This window comes from Enterococcus sp. DIV0660C (genome assembly GCF_017316125.1).
Taxonomy (GTDB): Bacteria; Bacillota; Bacilli; order Lactobacillales; family Enterococcaceae; genus Enterococcus_B.
The window spans coordinates 26150-47189 of record NZ_JAFLWA010000041.1 but is presented as its reverse complement, the minus strand read 5'-3'; the positions used below and the strand labels follow the sequence as shown (position 1 = coordinate 47189).

At 36.9% G+C, this 21040-nt stretch carries 19 protein-coding genes; 3 read left to right on the top strand and 16 right to left on the bottom strand.

Annotation, left to right across the window (positions count from 1 at the left end; genetic code table 11):
- Window positions 1-75: 75 nt before the first annotated feature.
- The 8 genes from hpt to pth all read right to left on the bottom strand — a co-directional run bounded on the left by hpt (window position 76) and on the right by pth (window position 9181).
- Complete coding sequence (gene hpt / locus DOK81_RS11020; protein ID WP_206898982.1) at window positions 76-621, bottom strand: hypoxanthine phosphoribosyltransferase; 546 nt, start codon at window positions 619-621, stop codon at window positions 76-78.
- Window positions 602-2017: a tRNA lysidine(34) synthetase TilS gene (gene tilS / locus DOK81_RS11015; protein WP_242590003.1), complete on the bottom strand. Its 1416-nt coding sequence runs from the start codon at window positions 2015-2017 to the stop codon at window positions 602-604. Before tilS ends, hpt begins: the two co-directional genes overlap by 20 nt.
- Window positions 2018-2170: 153 nt before the next feature.
- Complete coding sequence (locus DOK81_RS11010; protein WP_206898984.1) at window positions 2171-2653, bottom strand: S1 domain-containing RNA-binding protein; 483 nt, start codon at window positions 2651-2653, stop codon at window positions 2171-2173.
- 44 nt (window positions 2654-2697) lie between these two features.
- On the bottom strand, window positions 2698-3123 hold the full coding sequence (locus tag DOK81_RS11005; protein ID WP_206910838.1) for a septum formation initiator family protein: 426 nt from the start codon (window positions 3121-3123) through the stop codon (window positions 2698-2700).
- A 71-nt stretch (window positions 3124-3194) separates the two neighbouring features.
- The gene (locus DOK81_RS11000; protein WP_206910836.1) at window positions 3195-3461 is read right to left on the bottom strand and encodes an RNA-binding S4 domain-containing protein; all 267 of its coding nucleotides are present in this window, start codon (window positions 3459-3461) and stop codon (window positions 3195-3197) included.
- Window positions 3462-3470: 9 nt separating this feature from the next.
- Window positions 3471-5069 carry an oligosaccharide flippase family protein gene (locus DOK81_RS10995; protein WP_206910834.1) on the bottom strand — a complete coding sequence of 533 codons (1599 nt, stop codon included), beginning with the start codon at window positions 5067-5069 and terminating at the stop codon, window positions 3471-3473.
- Between the two features lie 15 nt (window positions 5070-5084).
- Entirely contained in the window at window positions 5085-8606 is a 3522-nt protein-coding gene (gene mfd / locus DOK81_RS10990) for a transcription-repair coupling factor (RefSeq protein WP_206910832.1), read from the bottom strand.
- A gap of 14 nt (window positions 8607-8620) precedes the next feature.
- Window positions 8621-9181: an aminoacyl-tRNA hydrolase gene (gene pth, locus DOK81_RS10985; RefSeq protein ID WP_206910830.1), complete on the bottom strand. Its 561-nt coding sequence runs from the start codon at window positions 9179-9181 to the stop codon at window positions 8621-8623.
- 350 nt (window positions 9182-9531) lie between these two features.
- On the opposite strand from pth, the gene DOK81_RS10980 reads away from it, so the two are divergent.
- Window positions 9532-10503: an L-lactate dehydrogenase gene (locus tag DOK81_RS10980; RefSeq protein ID WP_206898990.1), complete on the top strand. Its 972-nt coding sequence runs from the start codon at window positions 9532-9534 to the stop codon at window positions 10501-10503.
- A 201-nt stretch (window positions 10504-10704) separates the two neighbouring features.
- Window positions 10705-12105: a L,D-transpeptidase family protein gene (locus DOK81_RS10975; protein WP_206910829.1), complete on the top strand. Its 1401-nt coding sequence runs from the start codon at window positions 10705-10707 to the stop codon at window positions 12103-12105.
- A gap of 48 nt (window positions 12106-12153) precedes the next feature.
- Here the strand turns inward: DOK81_RS10975 and DOK81_RS10970 are convergent, their stop codons facing one another.
- Together DOK81_RS10970 and DOK81_RS10965 are read right to left on the bottom strand one after the other, a co-directional pair.
- Entirely contained in the window at window positions 12154-12879 is a 726-nt protein-coding gene (locus DOK81_RS10970) for a YebC/PmpR family DNA-binding transcriptional regulator (protein ID WP_206910828.1), read from the bottom strand.
- Window positions 12880-12947: 68 nt separating this feature from the next.
- Window positions 12948-13454 carry a VanZ family protein gene (locus tag DOK81_RS10965; protein WP_206910827.1) on the bottom strand — a complete coding sequence of 169 codons (507 nt, stop codon included), beginning with the start codon at window positions 13452-13454 and terminating at the stop codon, window positions 12948-12950.
- A gap of 119 nt (window positions 13455-13573) precedes the next feature.
- On the opposite strand from DOK81_RS10965, the gene DOK81_RS10960 reads away from it, so the two are divergent.
- Window positions 13574-15373 (top strand): M3 family oligoendopeptidase, encoded by a 1800-nt coding sequence (locus DOK81_RS10960; RefSeq protein WP_206910825.1) that lies wholly within the window; start codon window positions 13574-13576, stop codon window positions 15371-15373.
- 122 nt (window positions 15374-15495) lie between these two features.
- Here DOK81_RS10960 and DOK81_RS10955 read toward each other — a convergent pair whose 3' ends face one another.
- From DOK81_RS10955 to rsgA, 6 genes are all read right to left on the bottom strand, one after another.
- Window positions 15496-17055 (bottom strand): NlpC/P60 family protein, encoded by a 1560-nt coding sequence (locus DOK81_RS10955; RefSeq protein ID WP_206910824.1) that lies wholly within the window; start codon window positions 17053-17055, stop codon window positions 15496-15498.
- Window positions 17056-17228: 173 nt separating this feature from the next.
- Window positions 17229-17738: a rod shape-determining protein MreD gene (gene mreD, locus DOK81_RS10950; protein WP_206910823.1), complete on the bottom strand. Its 510-nt coding sequence runs from the start codon at window positions 17736-17738 to the stop codon at window positions 17229-17231.
- 3 nt (window positions 17739-17741) lie between these two features.
- A complete protein-coding gene (mreC, locus tag DOK81_RS10945) occupies window positions 17742-18599 on the bottom strand; it encodes a rod shape-determining protein MreC (RefSeq protein ID WP_206910822.1) in 858 nt (285 codons plus the stop codon).
- A 167-nt stretch (window positions 18600-18766) separates the two neighbouring features.
- Window positions 18767-19405: a thiamine diphosphokinase gene (locus DOK81_RS10940; protein WP_206910820.1), complete on the bottom strand. Its 639-nt coding sequence runs from the start codon at window positions 19403-19405 to the stop codon at window positions 18767-18769.
- A gap of 1 nt (window position 19406) precedes the next feature.
- Entirely contained in the window at window positions 19407-20057 is a 651-nt protein-coding gene (gene rpe, locus DOK81_RS10935) for a ribulose-phosphate 3-epimerase (protein WP_206910818.1), read from the bottom strand.
- An 11-nt stretch (window positions 20058-20068) separates the two neighbouring features.
- Window positions 20069-20965, bottom strand: coding sequence for a ribosome small subunit-dependent GTPase A (rsgA, locus tag DOK81_RS10930; protein ID WP_206910816.1), 897 nt, complete (start codon window positions 20963-20965; stop codon window positions 20069-20071).
- Window positions 20966-21040 lie beyond the last annotated feature (75 nt).

Below are 21040 nucleotides of genomic sequence, written 5' to 3'. Positions count from 1 at the left end.
AAACACTAATTTGATTTAGAAATTTTTATCAATCCTGACCATTTCATTGTAACATAACTCATTTCAGAAAAGGCACTAATTTGACTGATAAACACTAGGTTTTAAGACCCCAACATAAGGAAGGTTTCGATAAGCTTCTGCATAGTCCAAACCGTAGCCTACAACAAATTCATTAGGCACATTAAACCCAACATAATCAGCTTCAATGTTCACAACGCGTCCTTCTGGTTTATCTAATAAAGTAACGATTTTCACGGAATTGGCTTTACGATATTTAAAAAGATCAACTAAGTACGCAAGTGTTCGACCACTGTCGATGATATCTTCAACAATCAGCAAGTCGCGACCTTCTACATTTGTATCTAAGTCTTTTACGATTTTTACTTCACCGGAAGACACAGTAGCATTTCCGTAACTTGAAACATCCATGAAATCTAGCTCTAAATAAGTGTCAATTGAGCGCACGATGTCCGCCATAAAAGGAACGGCTCCTTTTAATACGCCGACTACTAGTGGATTTTTATCACGATAAGTTTCAGTTAATTCTTTGCCCAGTTCTTCACAACGAGCTTGTATTTCTTCTTTTGAAATCAAAACTTTCTCAATATCCTTTTCTAACATTGGGTTCTCCTTCCAGTTGCTTCTTTTGATATTTGTAAAGAAGTATGTAGTGTATTTTATCAGTTTCTTTGGCAATACTCAAATAAGAAAAGACAAAAGGAGCAACACTATACACGTTTCTTTGTTCATCTGTAATCAGGTACGCTTGTTTCCTTTGTACATCAGGGATTTTTTTGTCGATAAAGTAACGAGAAATTTTTTTCGTAAGCGTTTCGGTCAAACGAATCCGATCACCAGGTTGTCGTCGATCTACCTGAAGTTCTGTTCCCTTTTCGAGCCACAAATCGTGTCTAAATTCTGACCAATCAGCAAGATTTTCTGGTACAGCTATTTTGTCACTCGAAAACAAGCCAATCCATTGTGAATCACTTAAATAAATCGGTTGGTTTGGAAGCAGATCTCTTGGTGTGAAACTTTGCACTGGTCGTGACTGTTCAATTCTTACATTCATATATTCTTTTTTGAACACCCAACCTTTACCTAGATCAACCTGCCATTGGCTTTTTTCACTTTGCCACTGATTGACTAGAAATAAAATTTGTTGCTCTTTTACTGCGACAGTCGTTTCGTTGAACAACCGTTCGAAAAGTGTATGGAGAAAAAAGTAACGTTCACTTTCAGCCATTGCCGAAATGTTTGTCGCGGAAATTGCCCAGCCATTGGCTAATGGTTGAAGAAGTTCAGTTACCTTTTTACTCATCTGTTTTCGGATCAATTCATCTGCCCATTGAATCTGATTTGAAAATCGTTGGAAATGACGTAAAGCTTGTGTATTTTCTTCTTTTAATTGTGGAACAACTAAATGACGCAGTCGATTTCTTTGTATATCTAATTCCTGATTTGTTGCGTCTTCAAAATAAATCAGCTGTTGTTCGTTCGCATATTCATATAATTGTTCCTTGCTATAACTTAGTAATGGACGAATCAAATTTCCTGTTGCGAACGGTTGAATTTCTTTGATTCCAGCAAAACTATTCAATTGTCCCCCTCTTAAAATTTTCATCAAAATCGTTTCAATTTGGTCATCTCCATGATGGGCGGTCATCAACGTGTCATACCCTTTCTCGTACATGATACGAGAGAAGGTTTGGTAACGAAATTGCCGTGCGGCTGTCTCAACACCAGTTTCAGCAGGTAGTTCCCACGTAACGGAATAAAAAGGAAGATTCTTTTCTTTCGTATACTTTTGTAAATACTGTTCTTCCTCAACAGATTCTACCCGTAATTGATGATTGACATGAACAACGCCCAAAGTAAAGGAATCTTTTTGTTGTGCAGCTAACAATAAATCCAACAAAACCATTGAATCTACTCCGCCAGAAACAGCAACTAAAATTTTGGTTTTTTCTGACCAGAAATGTTTTTGTTGTCCTAATTGGCCAAACCATTCTTTCAAGACAATCTTCCTCCTTTCAAAAAAGAAAAGCCGAGACAAAACGAAGCCAATGTTTTGTCCCAGCTATATTTTTATTTGGTACGAATAATGATGTGTTCAATAAATGTTCACCTTAGCTAGTAAGAAAAACGTTAGGGTGATTATTCATCTTTATTAGCTACGACGTCCGCCGCGACCACCACGTTTTCCTTCAGTGTTACGTTTTAGTGAAGTTAGTCGATCATCACTATCTTTCAAAAATGAACTCATCAATGAATCGAAGTCTTCTTTCGTATTTGAAGGTTGACTGCGAGAAAAAGATTTTTTTTGTGTTGAGCGCGTACGATTTTCCCGAGGTTCCTTATTTTGATGTTGAAATTTCTTTGCATTATGATTTGTTTCTTTACCAGCACTTTCTGGTTGTTCTTGTGCTTTACGAATGGATAATCCAATTTTTCCGTCATCACCAACAGATGTAACTTTCACTGTCACCTCATCGCCAACACTTAATACATCATGAATATCTTTTACAAAACCGTTTGATACTTCACTGATATGGACTAAACCTGTTTTACCAGAACCTAAATCAATAAATGCACCAAAATTTGTAATACCTGATACTTTTCCTTGCAGTTTTGCTCCTACCTCGATTGACATAAAAAAAATGTTCCTCCTATTTATTACCCAATTTATATTCCTGCTTATTTTGCAGTTGTAGAACTCGTTGATTGGTTTGTTCCTTCTGTTGAACTGCTTGTATTAGATTCCAATACTGGATAAACTTGCTCGCCTTCTTTGGAATAAAAGAATTTGCTTCTGGCAAGTTTTGCCACATAGTCGTCATCCTTCAGCAGCGAGACATCTGCTTTTAATTGCGTGACGTCTGCTTTGACTTCTTTCATTTCCGTGGTAGCTTCGACCTTTAACTCGGCTAGTTTATCTAGACGTTGCATATCCCGGAAAATTTGCACACCAATGATTGAAAAAATGAACAAAGCGCCTAATAAGATGACCGCTAACCGACGTCTACGAAAAACGAGCTGTCGTTGTTGCTTTTGAAATTCAGCATATTTTTTCTTTGTGTAATCTGTATCTAACGCAGCAATTTTATTGCCTTTTTTTGCCACTTGCTTTCGCTCCAATCTGTTTTGGCTTGTCTTTTCTATTATACCAATATCAATAAAGCTTGTCTAATCTATTAATTTGTGTTTTCTGTTCTTGTTTCTGAAATAATTTCATACATTTTTTGTGCATCTTCTTTTTTTGTTGATTCGTGAAGTTCATTGACTTTGACTTCCATTGTTTTGTTTCCAAACTGGATTTTTAATATATCGCCAACTTTGACATCACTCGAAGATTTTGCTAACTTACCATTCACCTGAATTCTACCTTTATCAGCCACTTCTTTTGCTACGGAACGTCGCTTGATAATACGAGAAATTTTCATAAATTTATCTAATCGCATAATATATCCTCACTTTTTCTTGAATTTTTGATTGAATCGTAGAATTTTTTTACCAAAAGGCAACAACAACCATTCCCGAATCGTAAAAACTTTCAACGAGATGACCGCAAAGACAAATGTTAATCCGCCAATCACGACACCAATAAGGCTGATGAACAATGCACCTGAACGATGTGTAACTGATCCGACAATTACTTGGATCACTCCATAATAAGTGAATAGCACAAAAATCATCCAAGCTAAACTCTGTAATAATTTTTTCCCAAAAGCCCGTTCTTTCCAAAAAGCATTTACTTCAGTTGTTTCTATATGAATAAAATACCAAAGAGTCACGACTAGACCAAGCAAGGTTGATAAACTTGCTCCAACCGTCCCAAACCATTGAGTAAATACTGCCGTTGTTAATAATTTGACTAATAGTCCCCAGCCCGCACCTTTCAACGATGGACGAAAAGAGTTTTTGCTTTGCGCAATACTTTGATAAGCTTGAATCACAGCTGTTAAAACAATCGCAAACACAAACAACACTAAAGTAGCATTCCCAGCGTAATCTTTAAACAACGCATAGTTGATATAAGGAAGCAGCATTGCTAGACCAGCGGAAGCCGCCAAAGCTAATGCCGTCGTTAATCGCAAATACATCTTAGCAGTCTTCACGAATTGTCCATAGACGGAGCCTGCTAAATACCTAGTCAATGTCGGTAAAAAAGTAGCACTTAATGCCGTTGCAATGACCAGTCCTAATTGTACTAATGGCTGTCCACGATCGTAAACCCCTTTAGCTATTTTAGACGCATGTTCACTTAAGCCATAGATTTGTAACGCATTCTTTACAAAAAATGAATCAATTAATTGAAAGAAAATCAATAACCCACTGTAAATCGAAACTAAACCACCCTCAACCAAGAAACGACGTATCAACCATTTACTTGGTTGTGAGAAGATGGGAAAACTTCGGAAACTCATTGCTCCTCCATGAATTTTTTGTTCATAATAATAAAGAACAAGGTATGCACATAGCCCACCTGCCACAGCGCCACTCATTGCTGCTGTGCCAGTTTCATAAACATTCCAACTATACTGTTTAAATGCGAATGCGCTAAACACGATAATCGACACGCGAACGATTTGTTCCACCACTTGTGATATAGCAGTTGGTTCCATCAAAAAATGTCCTTGGAAATTCCCTCGATAAAAAGATAACCCTGGCATCAATAGAAATGTGAAAGAAACGACTTCAATCAAGGGTTTCAGTTGATAATCACCCATCATTTGCGCTAAAACACCACTAAATAACCAGACACCTAGCCATAAACAAACACCTGTCCAAAAGACCAAAGGGTATAATTCTTTTAACGCCTCTCGTTGTTTCAATGGCTCCTTTTTTTCTGCGACATATTTTGAAATGAATTGGGGTAACCCTGATAAAGCCAAGGTCATCGCGATTCCATAAATCGGATATACTTGTTGATAAACGTAAAATCCTTCATCACCAACCAAATTTTGAAGAGGAATTCGATAAAGCGCGCTTAAAACTTTAGCAATAAAAGAAGCTACGGTCAAAATCACCGCTCCTTGCATCACTTGACGCATTTCTTTGTGGTCCAAGGGAATCGCTCCTTCCTATACCGACAAATATTTTTGTTGTCGTAATGCTTTAACAAATTGTTGGATTTCTAATAACCAAACAGCTTCGTTCATTGTTTTTGGGATGGTTAAACGGATAACCATCTTTTCCTTTTCCACACCTAATCCTGCTTTCAACGTTGTTTCACTTAATGCTTCAAACAATTGTTCAACAGAATAACGCTTTGTGCCTACCTTACTTAACGTGAAGACCACTGTATCTTGTTGCTTACGCATCGTTTCTAGCAGTGCACGATCTCCGTCCATTTTTAATTGTCCGACTGTTAATAAATGGGCAACTTCTTCAGGATATTCACCGAAACGATCCAATAGATCATCTTCAAGCTCGTCCAACATTTCTTGTGATTCAAGTTCCCGGATTCGTTTATAGATTTCAATTTTTTGGCGTTGATCTGAAACGTAAGTATCTGGTAAATAAGCGTCCACACCAAGGTCGATTTCCACCGTTGTTTTTTCAACTTGATTATTTTTCCCTTGTTTACGAGCAACAGCTTCACTTAACATTTGTGAATACATATCGAAACCAACTGCATCAATAAAGCCATGTTGTTGTGCACCTAATAGGTTTCCAGCACCACGAATCGATAAATCACGCATGGCAATTTTAAAACCTGATCCTAGTTCTGTAAAATCTTTGATTGCTTGCAATCTTTTTTCACTCACTTCATTGAGAATCTTTTGTGGTTCATACATAAAGTAAGCATAAGCTACTCGATTGCTTCGCCCTACTCGACCTCGTAGCTGATAAAGAGTTGATAATCCCATATAATCAGCATTTTCAACAAATAAAGTATTCGCATTGGGAATATCTACACCTGTTTCAATAATTGTGGTCGTTACTAACACATCGTATTGTCCTTCAATAAAATCAAATAATGTATTTTCTAATTGAACTTCTGTCATTTGACCATGAGCGTAGCCAATCCTCGCTTCTGGAACTAACTCTTGGATTTCTTCCACTTTTTGCTCAATCGTTTCCACTCGATTATAAAGATAAAAAACTTGCCCGCCTCGTCCCATTTCACGATGAATTGCTTCTCGTATTGCTCCAGGATTCTTCTCCATAACGTAAGTTTGAATGGGGTAACGATTTGCCGGTGGTGTTTCAATAACTGATAAGTCTCGTACGCCAAGCATCGACATATGCAGTGTTCTTGGTATTGGTGTCGCTGTCAACGTCAGTACATCTACTTGCGCCCGAAGCTGTTTCAATCGTTCTTTATGCTTCACGCCAAATCGTTGTTCTTCATCTATAATCAATAAGCCCAAGTCACTAAATTCAATATCTTTTGATAAAATACGATGCGTTCCGACAACAATATCTACTTGCCCTGTACGCAATTGTTCAATCGTTTCTTTCTGTTGCTTTTTCGTTCGAAAACGGCTCAACAAACCAATATTAATTGGAAAACCTTCAAAACGTTCCAGCATCGTCTCGTAATGTTGTTGTGCAAGAATGGTCGTTGGAACTAAAAATGCCACTTGTTTACTTTCTTTCACTGCTTTAAAAGCAGCACGCAAAGCGACTTCTGTCTTACCATACCCTACATCGCCTACAAGCAAACGATCCATCGGTTTTTCTTTTTCCATATCACGTTTGATTTCTGAAGAACTACGCAATTGATCATCCGTTTCAGAATAAGGAAACGCTTCTTCAAATTCTTTTTGGTAACCATCGTCTGGGCCAAAAGCATAGCCGATCTCAGATTCTCTAGCTGCGTATAGTTTGATTAGATCATCCGCGATATCTTCAATTTTAGAAGAAACCTTACGTTTGGTTTTCGTCCACTCACTACCACCTAGCTTATTAATTCGTGGAGCTTTTGATTCAGACGCAACATATTTTTGAATCAAATTTAATTGAGTGACAGGAATAAATAATTTGTCATCATTTTGGTATAGAATCGTCATGTAATCTTGATGGACGCCATCAACTTCGAGCGTCTCCATCCCAATATACTTTCCAATCCCATGATTTGCATGAACAACATAGTCACCAGCTTTTAATTCATTATAACTTTTTAATCGTTCTGCATTCGTAACTGTTTGTCGGCGAGCTCGTTTTTTCGTTGTCTTTTGGAAAATTTCTTTTTCAGTAATAACCACGATTTTTTCCTGTGGTAATTCAAAACCATTTTGTAATGCACCTTCAACTAACTGTACTTGACCAACGATTAACTCATCACTTGCCGTTTCAATGGCTAAAATGTCATCGTCGCGCAATAATTCTTCTACTTTGCGAATTCGTTCTTTAGTTGGAATGTAGATTATAACTGTCTGTTTTTGCTTACGCCAACGATCGATTTCCGTTTTCAATAAAGGCATTTGCCCAAAAAATTGCTGCATCGTTCGATATTGGAACGAATGAATGGCATGAAACTTCAAATTGCCCATCCCTTTTTGGAACAAAGCAAAAAAAGTTGTCGAAAAATGTTCTTTTTGGATCAATTTATGAACATCTATAACAAAGACTTGTTCAGAAAAAACACGCAGTTCACTAATTTTTTGTGTCTGCCATTCGGCGGCTTCTCGTTCAATTTCTCGATTTGTTTCCATCATTCTCGGATAATCATCCACCATCAACAAACTATCAGATTGAAAATAATCTAAAATCGTGGTTGATGTTGGATAAAGCAGATCTGTGTAAAGTTTTGCCTCCTCCGTCGGTACTCCCGCTTGCCAATTTGACAAAATTTGTCCGAAATAGTCTTGTAAAAATACTTGATCGACCTTTTCAACAGTTGTAGCTAATCTTTTTTCAAGTAATTTTTCTAACTCTTTCATCCCATGTTCCAAATCAGTTTCTGTATAGACTTGCTCTGATGTTGGCGAAATCCAAATTTCTTCTGTTGGCCCAATAGAGCGTTGCGTTTCTGCTTCAAAGTAACGCATCGAATCAATTTCAACATCAAACAATTCGACTCGTACAGGATGTTCCATCGTTAAAGGATAAATATCGACAATGCTTCCACGAATACTAAATTCACCCGGTTTTGCAACCATTTCTTGTCGCTCATATCCCATTAGGACTAATTGACGTGGTAGGTTTTCTGCATTAATCTCATCGCCAACTTTCCAGTTGAGTTGTGCTTCAATCCAAGCCTTCTTACTTGGTAATTTCTTGTGTAACGCAGCTACTGGCAAAAGATAAATTCCTGTACGCTTTTCTTGTAATGCATTTAACGTTGCTACTCGTTCTGCTCTTGCTTCTGGTGAAGAAAAAGCCATCTCTGCAGACAAAACTTCATCCACTGGAAACAAATGAATGCTATTTGGGTCAACGATGTGTTGTAAATCTTCCGCTAATTGATTTGCGTAATATAGATTTGGTAACAAAACAATTATATTTTTGTCCGTTTTTTCGAAAACGTGAGCAATCAGCAATGTTTTAGCAGAACCTGCTAGCCCAGTAATCAATTGCCGTGGCGTATTTGCTTCTAATTGAGCCACCCATTCTTTTACTTGAGGTTCTTGGCCCACTAATTGAACAATATCCATTATGTTTCTCCTTCTTAGTTAAACTGATTCATTGTATCAATAAATGAATGCCCATCGAGAACAAAATTGATTGCTTGAACCGATCGATGAATACTTTCTTCTATTAAAGGTTGTGTTTCTTTGCTAAATGGGCTAAGCACATGTGAAACCACCGTTTTCTTACCTTCTGGTCGACCAATCCCAACTTTTACACGATCAAAAACATTCGTATCCAAGTGTGAAATAATACTTTTCATTCCATTGTGGCCGCCAGCACTTCCTTTTTGACGCAAACGAATCTTTCCGATTGCTAAATCCAAATCGTCATATACAACAATCAATTCCTCTGGGTAAATACCAAAGTAAGTCATTAACGGTCCAACTGAACGACCCGATTCATTCATAAACATTTGTGGTTTTACAAGTAAAATCTTTTCTCCTTTGTAAAAAAATTCTGCGACTTCCGCCTCAAAACTATTTTTTTTAAATGTTGCTTGATGCTCTTTTGCAAGACGATCAACAACCATAAATCCAATGTTGTGTTTTGTTTGTTCATACTTCGTTCCTGGATTACCTAATCCTACGATCATTTTCATTTGTTTATTCACCTAATTCTAAAGAACACAAAATGCTGGACAGCTAACGAGCAGTCCAGTTAAAAGGTTCATTCTTCTTTTTTATTTTAAAAACAGTATAACACATAAACAGCTGTTTCGACTAAAACAGAATGTTTAATAAATGATAAAAATATTAAAAAATTCTTCAAAACTTAATGAAATCATTGGTTTCAAGAAATAGTGAAATAACGCACATGTAAGCTTTTACATATGATACAACCTTGTTATCTGTTATATTTCCTAGCCAAATAGCGTGACAGCAAGCCTGATCCATGATAGCATAGTCAAGGGAAAAAGAAAAACAAATCAATGGAAGGATTGATACACATATGACTGCAACTGCAGAAATTAAAGATCACAAAAAAGTTATTCTTGTTGGAGACGGTGCCGTAGGTTCTAGTTATGCTTTCGCTCTAGTTACTCAAAATATCGCTCAAGAAGTTGGAATTGTAGATATTAACACAGCTAAAACTGAAGGAGACGCATTAGACTTAACTGATGCTCTTGCTTGGACACAACCTAAAAAAATCTACTCAGCTACTTATGCAGATGCACATGACGCTGACCTTGTAGTTATTACTGCTGGTGCTCCACAAAAACCAGGTGAAACTCGTTTAGACTTAGTAAACAAAAACTTAAAAATCAACCGCGACGTTGTTACACAAATCGTTGAATCAGGTTTCAATGGTATTTTCTTAGTTGCTGCTAACCCAGTTGATATCTTAACTTACTCAACTTGGAAATTCTCTGGATTCCCTAAAGAACGCGTTATTGGTTCAGGTACATCTCTTGATTCAGCTCGTTTCCGTCAAAAGATTGCTGAATTAGTTGATGTTGATGCTCGTAACGTTCATGCTTACATCCTTGGCGAACATGGTGACTCAGAATTCCCAGTTTGGTCACACGCAAACGTTGCTGGACTACAAATTTACGAATGGGTTAAAAATAATCCAGAAGTAGATGAAGAAGCATTAGTAAATATCTTCTTCGGCGTACGTGACGCAGCTTATACAATCATCGAGAAAAAAGGCGCTACTTTCTATGGTATCGCAGTTGCATTAGCTCGTATCACTCGTGCTATCCTTGATGATGAAAATGCTGTATTACCTTTATCAGTTTACATGGAAGATCAATATGGATTGAATGACATCTATATCGGTGCACCTGCTGTTATCAATGCTCAAGGTGTTCAAAAAGTTATCGAAATTCCTTTATCTGATGCAGAACAAGATCGTATGAACGCTTCAGCTAAACAATTAAAAGAAATTTTAGACGAAGCATTCTCAAAATTAGAAGACTAATTACTTTCTTTTTTGTAAAAATTAACTATCTAGTCGGGACAAATGATTGTCTCGGCTTTTTTAGTATTTTGAAACAATTATCAAAAAAGATTTTGTTTAATTTTTTTTATAATGAATATTTAAATTTCGTCTTTTCAAATAAATTGTGCTATGATGAACTCGATATGCACCCTATTCTATTATTCAAGGAGTTATCGTTCTATGACAAGATCTTCTCAACATAAAAAAAAGATACACATTGGCATTCTTTCTGCACTTGGTGTTTTGTTAATATTAGTCAGCTTCTATACCTTCCGCAGTACATATTACACGAGTCATTTCTTACCTCATACTGAGATCAACGAAATTGATGTAAGTAATATGACTGTTGATCAGGCAAACAATAAATTAAAAGAGACTTATTCTAATACAACTCTATCTATTGAAGAAAATGGTAAGGTTTGGCAAGAAATCGCCAAATCAGAATTAGGTTATCGTGATGATTTCTCAAATGATTTAAGTAAACTCTTATCCAAACAAAACGGCTGGACTTGGGGTATGACTTATGTTTCCGCAGCTGAAAAACAAGAAATTGATCCTGTTAGTCAGGACCATTCAAAACTAGACACTACAATTGATGAACTGACAACAAAGCTAAATGATTTAAATAGCAATCGAAAACAGACCCAAGATGCAAGCATCAAAAAAACAGACGACGGATTTGCTATTACACCTGAAGTCAATGGTGATTCAATCGATGTAGATGCAACAGTAAAAGAAATCAAAGAAGTTGCTGCTACAAATGAAAAGAAAATTGATTTGAATGATTTTAAACCAAAAGCTAAAGTTACTGCTGACGACAAAGAGCTAAACCAACAATTGACATCTATGAATAACATTGCTAAAGTCAAAGCAACTTATAGTATCAATGGAAAAACATTCCAAATTCCTACAAATGATTTAGCTAATTGGCTAATTTATTCCGACGGAAAAATCGATTTAGATACTGACAAAGTGACACAATATGTAACTGAGTTAGGTCAAGAATATAATACAAGTACAAATGATACTGTGTTTAACAGTACAAAACGTGGCGAAGTAAATGTTCCAACAGGAACGTACAGTTGGACTATTCAAACAGAAGACGAAGTCGCAGCTCTAAAGAAACAAATTTTAGCTGGGCAAGATTTTACTCGCTCACCGATTGTCCAAGGTAGTACAACTGCTGATCATGCTTTAATTGAAGATACTTACATTGAAGTTGATTTACAAAATCAACACATGTGGTACTACAAAGACGGCAAAGTCGCACTTGAAACAGATATCGTTTCTGGTAAGCCAACAACACAAACCCCAGCTGGTGTCTTTTATGTTTGGAACAAAGAAACCAATTCCGTTCTAAAAGGAACCAACGATGATGGTACACCATATGCCAGTCCAGTAGATTACTGGATGCCAATTGACTGGACAGGCGTCGGAATTCATGACTCTGACTGGCAACCTGAATACGGTGGTGAATTATGGAAAACCCGTGGATCACACGGTTGTATCAATACGCCCCCAAGTGTCATGAAAGAGTTGTTTGGAATGGTCGAAGTAGGTACACCTGTTTTGGTATTCTAATAGTCAAAAGGAGTCAAACGAACAATTATGTTCGTTTGACTCCTTTTTTTACATCTCAGCAGAAGTAAAGACTTCTGAAACGTCATCATCATCTTCCAATTTGTCGACTAGTTTATCTAGTTGTTCGCGCTGCTCCTCTGTTAGTGCAATCATCGTTTGTGGAATCATTGTCAACTCAGCCTGTACAAAATGAAAGCCATCTTTTTCTAATTGATCACGAACAGCTACAAAATCTTCTGGCGCTGTATAAATCTCAAAAACTTCAGCTGAAGTCTGCAAATCTTCTGCTCCAGCCTCCAAGACATCTTCAAACATTGTCTCCTCATCTACTGCTAGACCTTCACGTTGAATCACTAGGTAACCCTTTCGATCAAATAAATAATTAACAGACCCAGTTTCTCCCAATGATCCTCCATTACGTGTAAAAGCTACACGCACGTTGGTTGCTGTCCGATTTCGATTATCTGTCAACGCATGTACCAAGATAGCCACACCACCTGGACCATATCCTTCATAAGTAATTTCATCATAGTTTGCTTCATCCGCCGCAGTTGTTGCTTTTTTGATGGCACGTTCCACATTGTCATTTGGCATATTAGCAGCCTTTGCTTTATCTACCACTAAACGTAGTGCAGGATTCATCGCAGGATCAGGTCCACCTGATTTTGCTGCCATATAGATTTCTCGTGAAAGCTTTTGAAAAATTTTACCCCGTTTTGCATCTTGGGCATTTTTTCTTCCTTGAATATTGTGCCATTTGCTGTGTCCTGACATTCCTATTCCTCCTTTGTGTTCACACTACTCATTTTAGACCCTCTGGTAGAAAATGCAATCACACAAATCTACAATTTCTTTTTCCAAGCTTTCATCAAGATACATAAAAAGACAGCCGTCAATGCTCCCATTGAATCAAGCATCACATCTTGAAACATCGGTGACCTTCCACCAGTCACCATTTGATGAAACTCATCTAACCCTGCGTATCCTGTAGCTGATAACCAAGCTAAAATCCCAGTCAACCACCAAATCTTTAGTTTAGGAAATACACCCAAGAACAAGCTACCGCCTAAAATAAAATACGTGCCAAAATGAGCAGCTTTTCGCATAAAGAACTCTACAAATTTGAAATAACCTAAATGCTCGATACTTACTTCACTTCCACCATAATCAAAGCGAATCGTTGTCAATGCATCTTTAAACGGCTGCGAAGATAACCAGCTCTCTAAACGGGAAACTTGTGACTGCTCTACATACGTTTGCGACGAACTATAAAACAATATAACTGCAATCAGCAAAGCAACGACCAAGTAAAAGTTTCCACTTTTCATTTGTTTTTGAATTGAATTCATAAGTCACCTCTTTAACCTATCTTAGCTTTTTTTTACGGAAACAACAATCTAAAAAAAGACTTCTTTTACTAGATAATGCTATACTAAACGTTGAACAAAAAATTGAAGGGAGATTTTTTATGAACTATTCATTAAACTGGGATCTTGACTCTATTTTTTCTGGAGGAAGTAATTCTTTAGCATTAAACGAACGCCTGACTGAGCTTGAATCACAAATGAATGACTACTATGAATTAGTCGGTGATTGGGAATTTTCATCAGAGAATTTTGAGCAACTACAAACTATTTTACAACTACAAGCAAAAATTTCTGATGGATTTACTCAATGTGATAGTTACATCACAGCCTTGTTATCTGCAAATGTAAACGATTCACAAGCAAAAATTTTATCTGGAAAACTTTATGCACTTCTTCCTCAACTACAATCAGCAGAAACAGTTCTTTCGACAAAATTTGCAAAAATAAATGAAGAACATTGGCAAACCTTACTCGCAAATTCAGATTTTCAACCACTTGCATTTCGTTTAGATGAAATTCGTCGTGATGGCGCACAATTATTATCAGAATCTGAAGAAAATATTATCAATACTCTATCACTTGATGGACTAAATGCTTGGAGTAGCCATTACGATACCATCGTTGCCAGTATCACAATTCCTTTCACTCAAAATGGCGAAACAATCGAGCTTTCTGCTGGACAAGCATTCAATAAAATGATGAGCGATCCTGATTCCGAAATTAGAAAAACTTTATTCGTTGCTTGGGAAGCAGCATGGAAAGAAAAAGCACCACTATTTGCCGATACGCTAAATCATTTAGATGGTTTCCGCCTATCTACTTACAAACTTCACGGTATTACTGATTATCTGCAAAAGCCGCTAGAGTACAATCGTTTGAAAAAAGAAACTCTTGATGTTATGTGGTCAACAATTGAGAAAAACAAACAACCTTTAGTAGACTATTTGACAAGAAAAGCAAATCTTTTCGGTAAAGAAAAAATGGAATGGCAAGACCAAGATGCGCCAATTATTTTAGGTGATCTGGAAGAAAAAACTTTTACCTTTGATGAAGCTGCAGCATTTATCATCGAAAACTTCAAAAAATTCAGTCCTAAAATGGCTAACTTTGCTCAAGCAGCATTTGAAAAAAGTTGGATTGAAGCGGAAGATCGTCCTGGAAAACGCCCAGGTGGTTACTGTACCGAATTGCCTGAAACAAAAGAATCAAGAATCTTCATGACCTATAGTAACTCCGTAAACGAGGTTGCTACCTTAGCACATGAACTTGGTCATGCCTTCCACAGTAGTACGATGTGGGATCTTCCTTCGTTGAACCGCGAATATGCAATGAATGTCGCAGAAACTGCGAGCACTTTTGCAGAATTGATAGTAGCTGATGCCACTTTAAAAGTTGCAAAATCCAAAGAAGAACAAATCAACTTACTAGATACTAAGTTGCAAAATGCTTTAGCAATGTTCATGAACATTCATTCACGTTTTATTTTTGAAAATAATTTTTATGCAGCTCGTCAAAAAGGATTAGTTGCCGCAGAAGAGATAACATCAATGATGGTTGATGCACAAAAAGAAGGCTATCAAAATTCATTAGCTAGTTATCATCCATATTTCTGGGCAGCAAAACTACATTTCTTTATTGATGATGTACCATTTTATAACTTTCCGTACACATTTGGTTATCTATTCAGTATGGGAATTTATGCTTATGCTAATCAAAAAAGCACAAACTTTGAACAAGAATATATTGATTTGTTAAGAGATACAGCATCCATGACGACTGAAGAATTAGCTGAAAAACACCTTGGTGTTGATTTAACAAAACCAGATTTCTGGCAAGCTGGAATTGACATGGTTTTAGATGATATTCAGCAATTTATGGAATTAACAGAAGAATTTGTATAATCATTTTTCTATCATAAAAAGCATGGGCGACTTTCAATCAAAGAGTCATCCATGCTTTTCCGTTAAGCAAAAACAAAAAAGCGTTAGGCCTTTGCCTAACGCTTTTACTTTTTCAATTAAAATTACATGCTAACTGCAAAGTCAGGTGCAAACCATTGAACTGAGCCAACTTTTACACTTTCACCTGGTTGAGGTGCGTGGATATATTGTCCGCCACCTAAAGCAATTGCTACGTGGTAAGTTCCACCAGCTGAACCCCAGAATAATAAGTCTCCTGCTTTAGCTTGAGAAACTGAAATTTTTGTTCCAGCTTGTTCTTGAGGAACAGTATAGCCGCCGATGTCACGACCAGTTACTTGTAAGTATACATAGCGTGTGAATCCTGAGCAGTCAAATCCTGCTGGAGTTTTTCCACCCCAAACATACGGTGTACCAATATATTTATAAGCTTCTGCTACGATAGCTGAACCATTAACAGATGATGAACCACCAGTTGATGGAGGTGTAACAGGTGTAGATGGTGTAGTTGAACCACTGTTTCCAGTATTTGAACTGTTGTTACCAGTATTTGAACTGTTATCGCCAGTACTTGGTGTTGTTGGTTCTTGAACTACAGGAGCTTCTGAAGATGAATCTTCTGTTACAGGAGCTTCCGGTGTTGTTGATTCTTCAGGTGCTGAAGTTTCAGGTGTAGTTGACTCTTCAGGTGCTGAAGTTTCAGGTACTGTTGATTCTTCAGGTGTTGAAGTTTCAGGTACTGTTGATTCTTCTGTTACTGAAGATTCTGGCGTTGTTGATTCTTCTACTACTGAAGACTCAGATGTTACTGCTTCTGAAGATTCAGATACTACAGTTGGTTCAGTAGCTGTAGATTCAGAAACTGCTGTTTGAGCAGCAGCTTGAGCTTCTGCTTGTTCACGTGCTTCTTTTTCAGCTTTTTCTTGAGCAGCTTGTTGACGTGCTTGTTCTGCTAAACGTTCTTGTTCGCGAATACGAGCTTGTTCCGCTTCAGCTTCTGCTTTTTGACGGTTTAATTCAGCTTTCTTATCTTCAGCAGTTGCTTGTTCAGCAGCTAATGAAGTTTTCATTACGTTTAAGTCAGCTTGCGCAGATAGAAGATCACCTTTTTGAGCTTCTAAAGTTGCTTGATTTTCAGCAAGTTCTTGTTGTTTTTGTTTGTTTTCAGCTTGTTTGTCTTCAACAGCTTTTTTGTCTTCTTTTTGTTGTTCAATTAGTTCATTGTTTGCTTTAACGATTGTTGTCATCGCATGGATACGACCAACAGCATCTGCCAATGAATCTGCATCCATTACAGCATCAATGTAATTTGAACTTGTATTTTTTACTTGTGCTTCACGCGCCTGGTTTTGAATTGTATCTTGGCGTTTTTCAATACGTTCTTGTAAATCTGCAATTTCTTTTTCTAATTGTGCAGATTCATTACGCAAAGTTTCTTGTTTTGATAATAAATCTTGAGCTTGTGTGTTAATATCAGTAACTTGACTTTCCAAAGCATCAATTTGTGATTGTGCATCTAATTGTTGGTTTTGTAGGTCCGCAATTTTCTTATCTTGTTGTTGGATCTGTGAATCGAAATCATCTGCCGCGGCAGCGATCGGTGATGCTACGGCAGTTAAAGTCATTGAACAAACCATTACTGCTGATAATAAACTCTTTTTCACTCTTCATTCCTCCGACTGGCTTAATTTAATAAATATCTAAAAATATTTAAGTCTTTCTTAACGATATGAAAATTGTACCATAGCTGTATGTCAACGATATAATAGTTATGTTACAAAAATATTTCAAAATACAATTATAAAATGACAAAACTGTTAGGAATAAAAAAAAGAAATTATTCATCGCTGAATAATTTCTTAAATGGGAATACAAATATAGCAAAAATAATCATATTTAATAGCAATGTTGGTCCTAAAAACTGGGTAATAAAGTAATTCGTATTAACTATTGCAAGTTTGAAAATCAACTGGATGATTAACGTGAATAGTTCATACCCAGTCACAAAAATAATCATACTAAAAAATTCAGTAAATATGTTTGTATGAATAGTTTGACTCATTGAGTACATAATAAAAATAATTAGTGGAAGTGCTACAGCGTAGATGCCAATGACGCCAATATAATACATATCAAAAACAGCGCCTAAAATAATTGTCGTAATCAACAGGTATCTTTTTGAAAAACTCAGGCTGCAAAATAGTAACGCCAGAATCAAAAAATGTGCATTTGCCATGTAGACACCCTTGGTCCACTCACCTAAAACTCTAGTTACCTGTCCATCTAAAAGCATAAGAAAGAATAAGACGACAGGCAAGTAATACTTCATCGTTTCTTTTTTCAGCATAAACTATTCATCCTCCACTAAACGTTGGATGATCGTTACAACGGATAAGTCATACATCTGTGCATAAGGTTTGATATAAACTTCTCGATCTAAGCCATTACTGTCAGGTTTGACTTTTGTAACTGTTCCGATTGGCAAGTTAGCAGGTGAATTACCACCTAAACCAGATGTCTGTACAACATCGCCTTCTTTGATGTCTGTATCACCAGTCAGTTGTGTTGCAACCAATGCTTGTCCAGTTTCATCGTATCCCTTAAGCAAACCAAAAGCATCCCCATTTGCAGAGTTCACTTTTACTGGAAAATGATCTGAGCTTTCATTAGCTGAAGTTAGTAATTCAACTTTGGAAGAAGCTACATTTACCTCAACTACTCGTCCAACTAAACCTTTTTGTGACATAACAGCCATATTTGTTTTGACACCATCTTTCGAACCCTTATCAACAGTCAGCATATCTTGCCAACTATCAGGTGAACGGGTAATCACGTTAGCCGTGACTTTCTCATAGCTAGTCAAGGTTTGATTCAAATCAAGCTCTTTCTTCAATGATTCAATTTCTTTTTGATAATTTTTATTTTGCTGCGCCACTTCATCATAACTGTCTAAGCGCTCTTTTAGTCGCTCATTTTCAGAATAAGTAGAAAATAAATTGTGTACAGAATTCACACCGTTTCCGACCCATCTTGCTGGTGCAAAAACGGCTTTGTCAATAATTGCAACACTGTCATTGACAACAGATTGAAATAAATTGGTTTTTCCTTCATTTGCTCGTTGAGCAGCTGTTACACTTAAAATTGTCACCACAATAATGACAATAATCAACGTAATAATAATATTTTTATTGGGATTGAACTTCTTCACAAAGACACCTCGAATTAATTAGACTCTTACATTTAATTTTAGCACTAAACACCTTGAAACAAAAGGCAAGTTGCTTCTCTTAATCTTTTTTTAGCAAATCTTTTTCACTCTACTTACTTTAGTTGTTCAAGTGTCCACATTTGTGAAATTCTAGCCAAGGAAGTGCCTTAATCTTTGCTTTGAATTACAGCTACTACACCCGTTTCAAATGAAAATTTAGCTGTATCAGAAACAAATTCATTACTTGCATATGAAGTTGGCTGAGCAACAGTGGTATCTTCCAATTCGTATTTACTTTCTTTGATATTCAGATGACTGACAGGCGTCAAACAACAGTAAGCCAAGTATTTCATTTCTGGTATTTTTTTAATCGAATAACTGCCTGGCAAATAATAACTCAAATTGTTTTGACGATCTGCCAAAGTCAATCGCTGGATATATGGCTGAAATCGTGGTTCCAGTCCCAACCACAAGTTAGATAGCAAATGATCTAAGCGACCACCAGTAGCCCCCACTAAAGTGTATTCTGCCTCAGGGTAGCGTTCGAATGTGGAAGCCAATGCTAATTGAGTGTCCGTGTCGTCTTTTTCTGCTGGTGATTGGATGATCAACTCTGCTTGCGAAAAAACATAAGTACGTTCTTCCTCGTTCAACGAATCAAAATCACCTACAGCGATTTCCACAGATAACCCTTGTTGCAACAAATATAACGCTCCACGGTCAATACCAACATGATAGTCATACTCAGAGCTTGTTATCTCTGGCCATTTTCGAGGTGACCCTCCTGCTGCTAACAAAATTTTCATTTTAGCTCAATGCCTCTTTTAATTGATTGATTTGATGGATTGGATCTTCTGAGGCATAGATGTAGGAACCTGCTACAAAAACATCCGCTCCTGCCTCTTTACAAATTTTCGCTGTTTCTGGAACAATTCCACCGTCAACTTCGATTGCGTAATGATATCCGTTTTCTTGACGAAGCAAATCTAATTCAACGATTTTAACAACTGTTTCTTCAATAAAACTTTGACCTCCAAAACCAGGATTTACCGTCATAACCAAGACTTGATCCACAATAGACAATACATGTTGAATTGCAGAAACCGGTGTACCGGGATTGATTACCACACCCGATTTTACTCCTAGATCATTGATCATTTGAACAGCTCGATGAATATGTGGTGTTGATTCAGCATGGACAGTAATAATGTCGGAACCGGCTTTCGCGAAATCCGTAATATAATTTTCTGGATTTACGATCATTAAATGGACATCCAAAGGTAATTTGGTCACTGGACGGATTGCTTGAACAACATTGGGTCCTAATGTAATGTTTGGTACAAATTGGCCATCCATAACATCGACATGGATGTAATCTGCTCCACCTTTTTCTACCAATTCAATATCACGTTGTAAATTGGCAAAGTCTGCGCTTAAAATTGATGGTGCTAATTTCATTTGATTTCCCCCTATTTTCTTTTACTCTCTTTTTTGTAAATGGGTCTTCGTTTTTCAACCTCTTGTAAAAATTGCAAATAGTTATCATAGCGTGTTTGTGCGATTTCTCCATTTTCCACTCGATGCTTGACCTCACACCCAGGTTCTTTCGCGTGCATGCATTCACGGAAACGACAGTGTGTAGACGCTTCAACAAATTCTGGAAATTGCTTTGGTAATTCCGTTGCTTCAATCGTCAGAAAGTCAATCGAACTAAAACCTGGTGTATCAGCGACTAATCCATCGTACAACGGAATTAATTCAACATGACGCGTTGTATGCTTTCCTCGGCCAAGAGAATCTGAGATTTCTGCTGTTGCTAACTGTAATTCTGGCGAAATTTGATTAAGTAAAGTTGATTTACCTGCCCCTGACTGCCCCATAAAAACAGTTAACTGGTCTGGAAAATAACGAATTAATTCGTCTGTATCTCCTGGTTGTTTCGGTACTATGACTGGATAACCAATTTTTTCATAGACTTTTTTGATCTCTTCAATTTTTGGATCGTTCGGTGCTAAGTCCGTTTTTGTTAGAAAAATAATTGGTCGGATCATTTCATATTCGAGCATCACTAAAAAACGATCCAATAAATTCGCTGAAAAATTCGGTTCAACTAAACTTGTGACGATCACACCTAAATCAACATTCGTCACAGGCGGTCTTACTAATTGATTTTTTCGTGGCAAAACTTCTAGTAAATAGCCATCTGTTTTATTTTCACTTTCAAAAATGACTTGGTCACCAACTAATGGACTGATATTTCGATTACGGAAATTCCCTCTTCCTCGTGTTTGGTAGGTTTTCCCATCTGCGTAAACATAATAAAAACCACTGATTGCTTTTCTAATTTGTCCTCTGATTTGTGCCACCTCCGTTTTTTATTTATTTTAACACAGGAAAAAGAATTCTTATGCCTTAACAAGCAAACTTATTACGCTCTAAAA

Coding starts and splice junctions, on each gene's coding strand:
- mreD (WP_206910823.1), bottom strand. CDS start 17,738: ATGCTGAAAAAAGAAACGATGAAGTATTACTTGCCTGTCGTCTTATTC.
- DOK81_RS10970 (WP_206910828.1), bottom strand. CDS start 12,879: ATGTCAGGACACAGCAAATGGCACAATATTCAAGGAAGAAAAAATGCC.
- DOK81_RS10960 (WP_206910825.1), top strand. CDS start 13,574: ATGAACTATTCATTAAACTGGGATCTTGACTCTATTTTTTCTGGAGGA.
- DOK81_RS10975 (WP_206910829.1), top strand. CDS start 10,705: ATGACAAGATCTTCTCAACATAAAAAAAAGATACACATTGGCATTCTT.
- mfd (WP_206910832.1), bottom strand. CDS start 8,606: ATGGATATTGTTCAATTAGTGGGCCAAGAACCTCAAGTAAAAGAATGG.
- DOK81_RS10940 (WP_206910820.1), bottom strand. CDS start 19,405: ATGAAAATTTTGTTAGCAGCAGGAGGGTCACCTCGAAAATGGCCAGAG.
- DOK81_RS10965 (WP_206910827.1), bottom strand. CDS start 13,454: ATGAATTCAATTCAAAAACAAATGAAAAGTGGAAACTTTTACTTGGTC.
- DOK81_RS10980 (WP_206898990.1), top strand. CDS start 9,532: ATGACTGCAACTGCAGAAATTAAAGATCACAAAAAAGTTATTCTTGTT.
- DOK81_RS11000 (WP_206910836.1), bottom strand. CDS start 3,461: ATGCGATTAGATAAATTTATGAAAATTTCTCGTATTATCAAGCGACGT.
- DOK81_RS11010 (WP_206898984.1), bottom strand. CDS start 2,653: ATGTCAATCGAGGTAGGAGCAAAACTGCAAGGAAAAGTATCAGGTATT.
- hpt (WP_206898982.1), bottom strand. CDS start 621: ATGTTAGAAAAGGATATTGAGAAAGTTTTGATTTCAAAAGAAGAAATA.
- pth (WP_206910830.1), bottom strand. CDS start 9,181: ATGAAAATGATCGTAGGATTAGGTAATCCAGGAACGAAGTATGAACAA.
- rpe (WP_206910818.1), bottom strand. CDS start 20,057: ATGAAATTAGCACCATCAATTTTAAGCGCAGACTTTGCCAATTTACAA.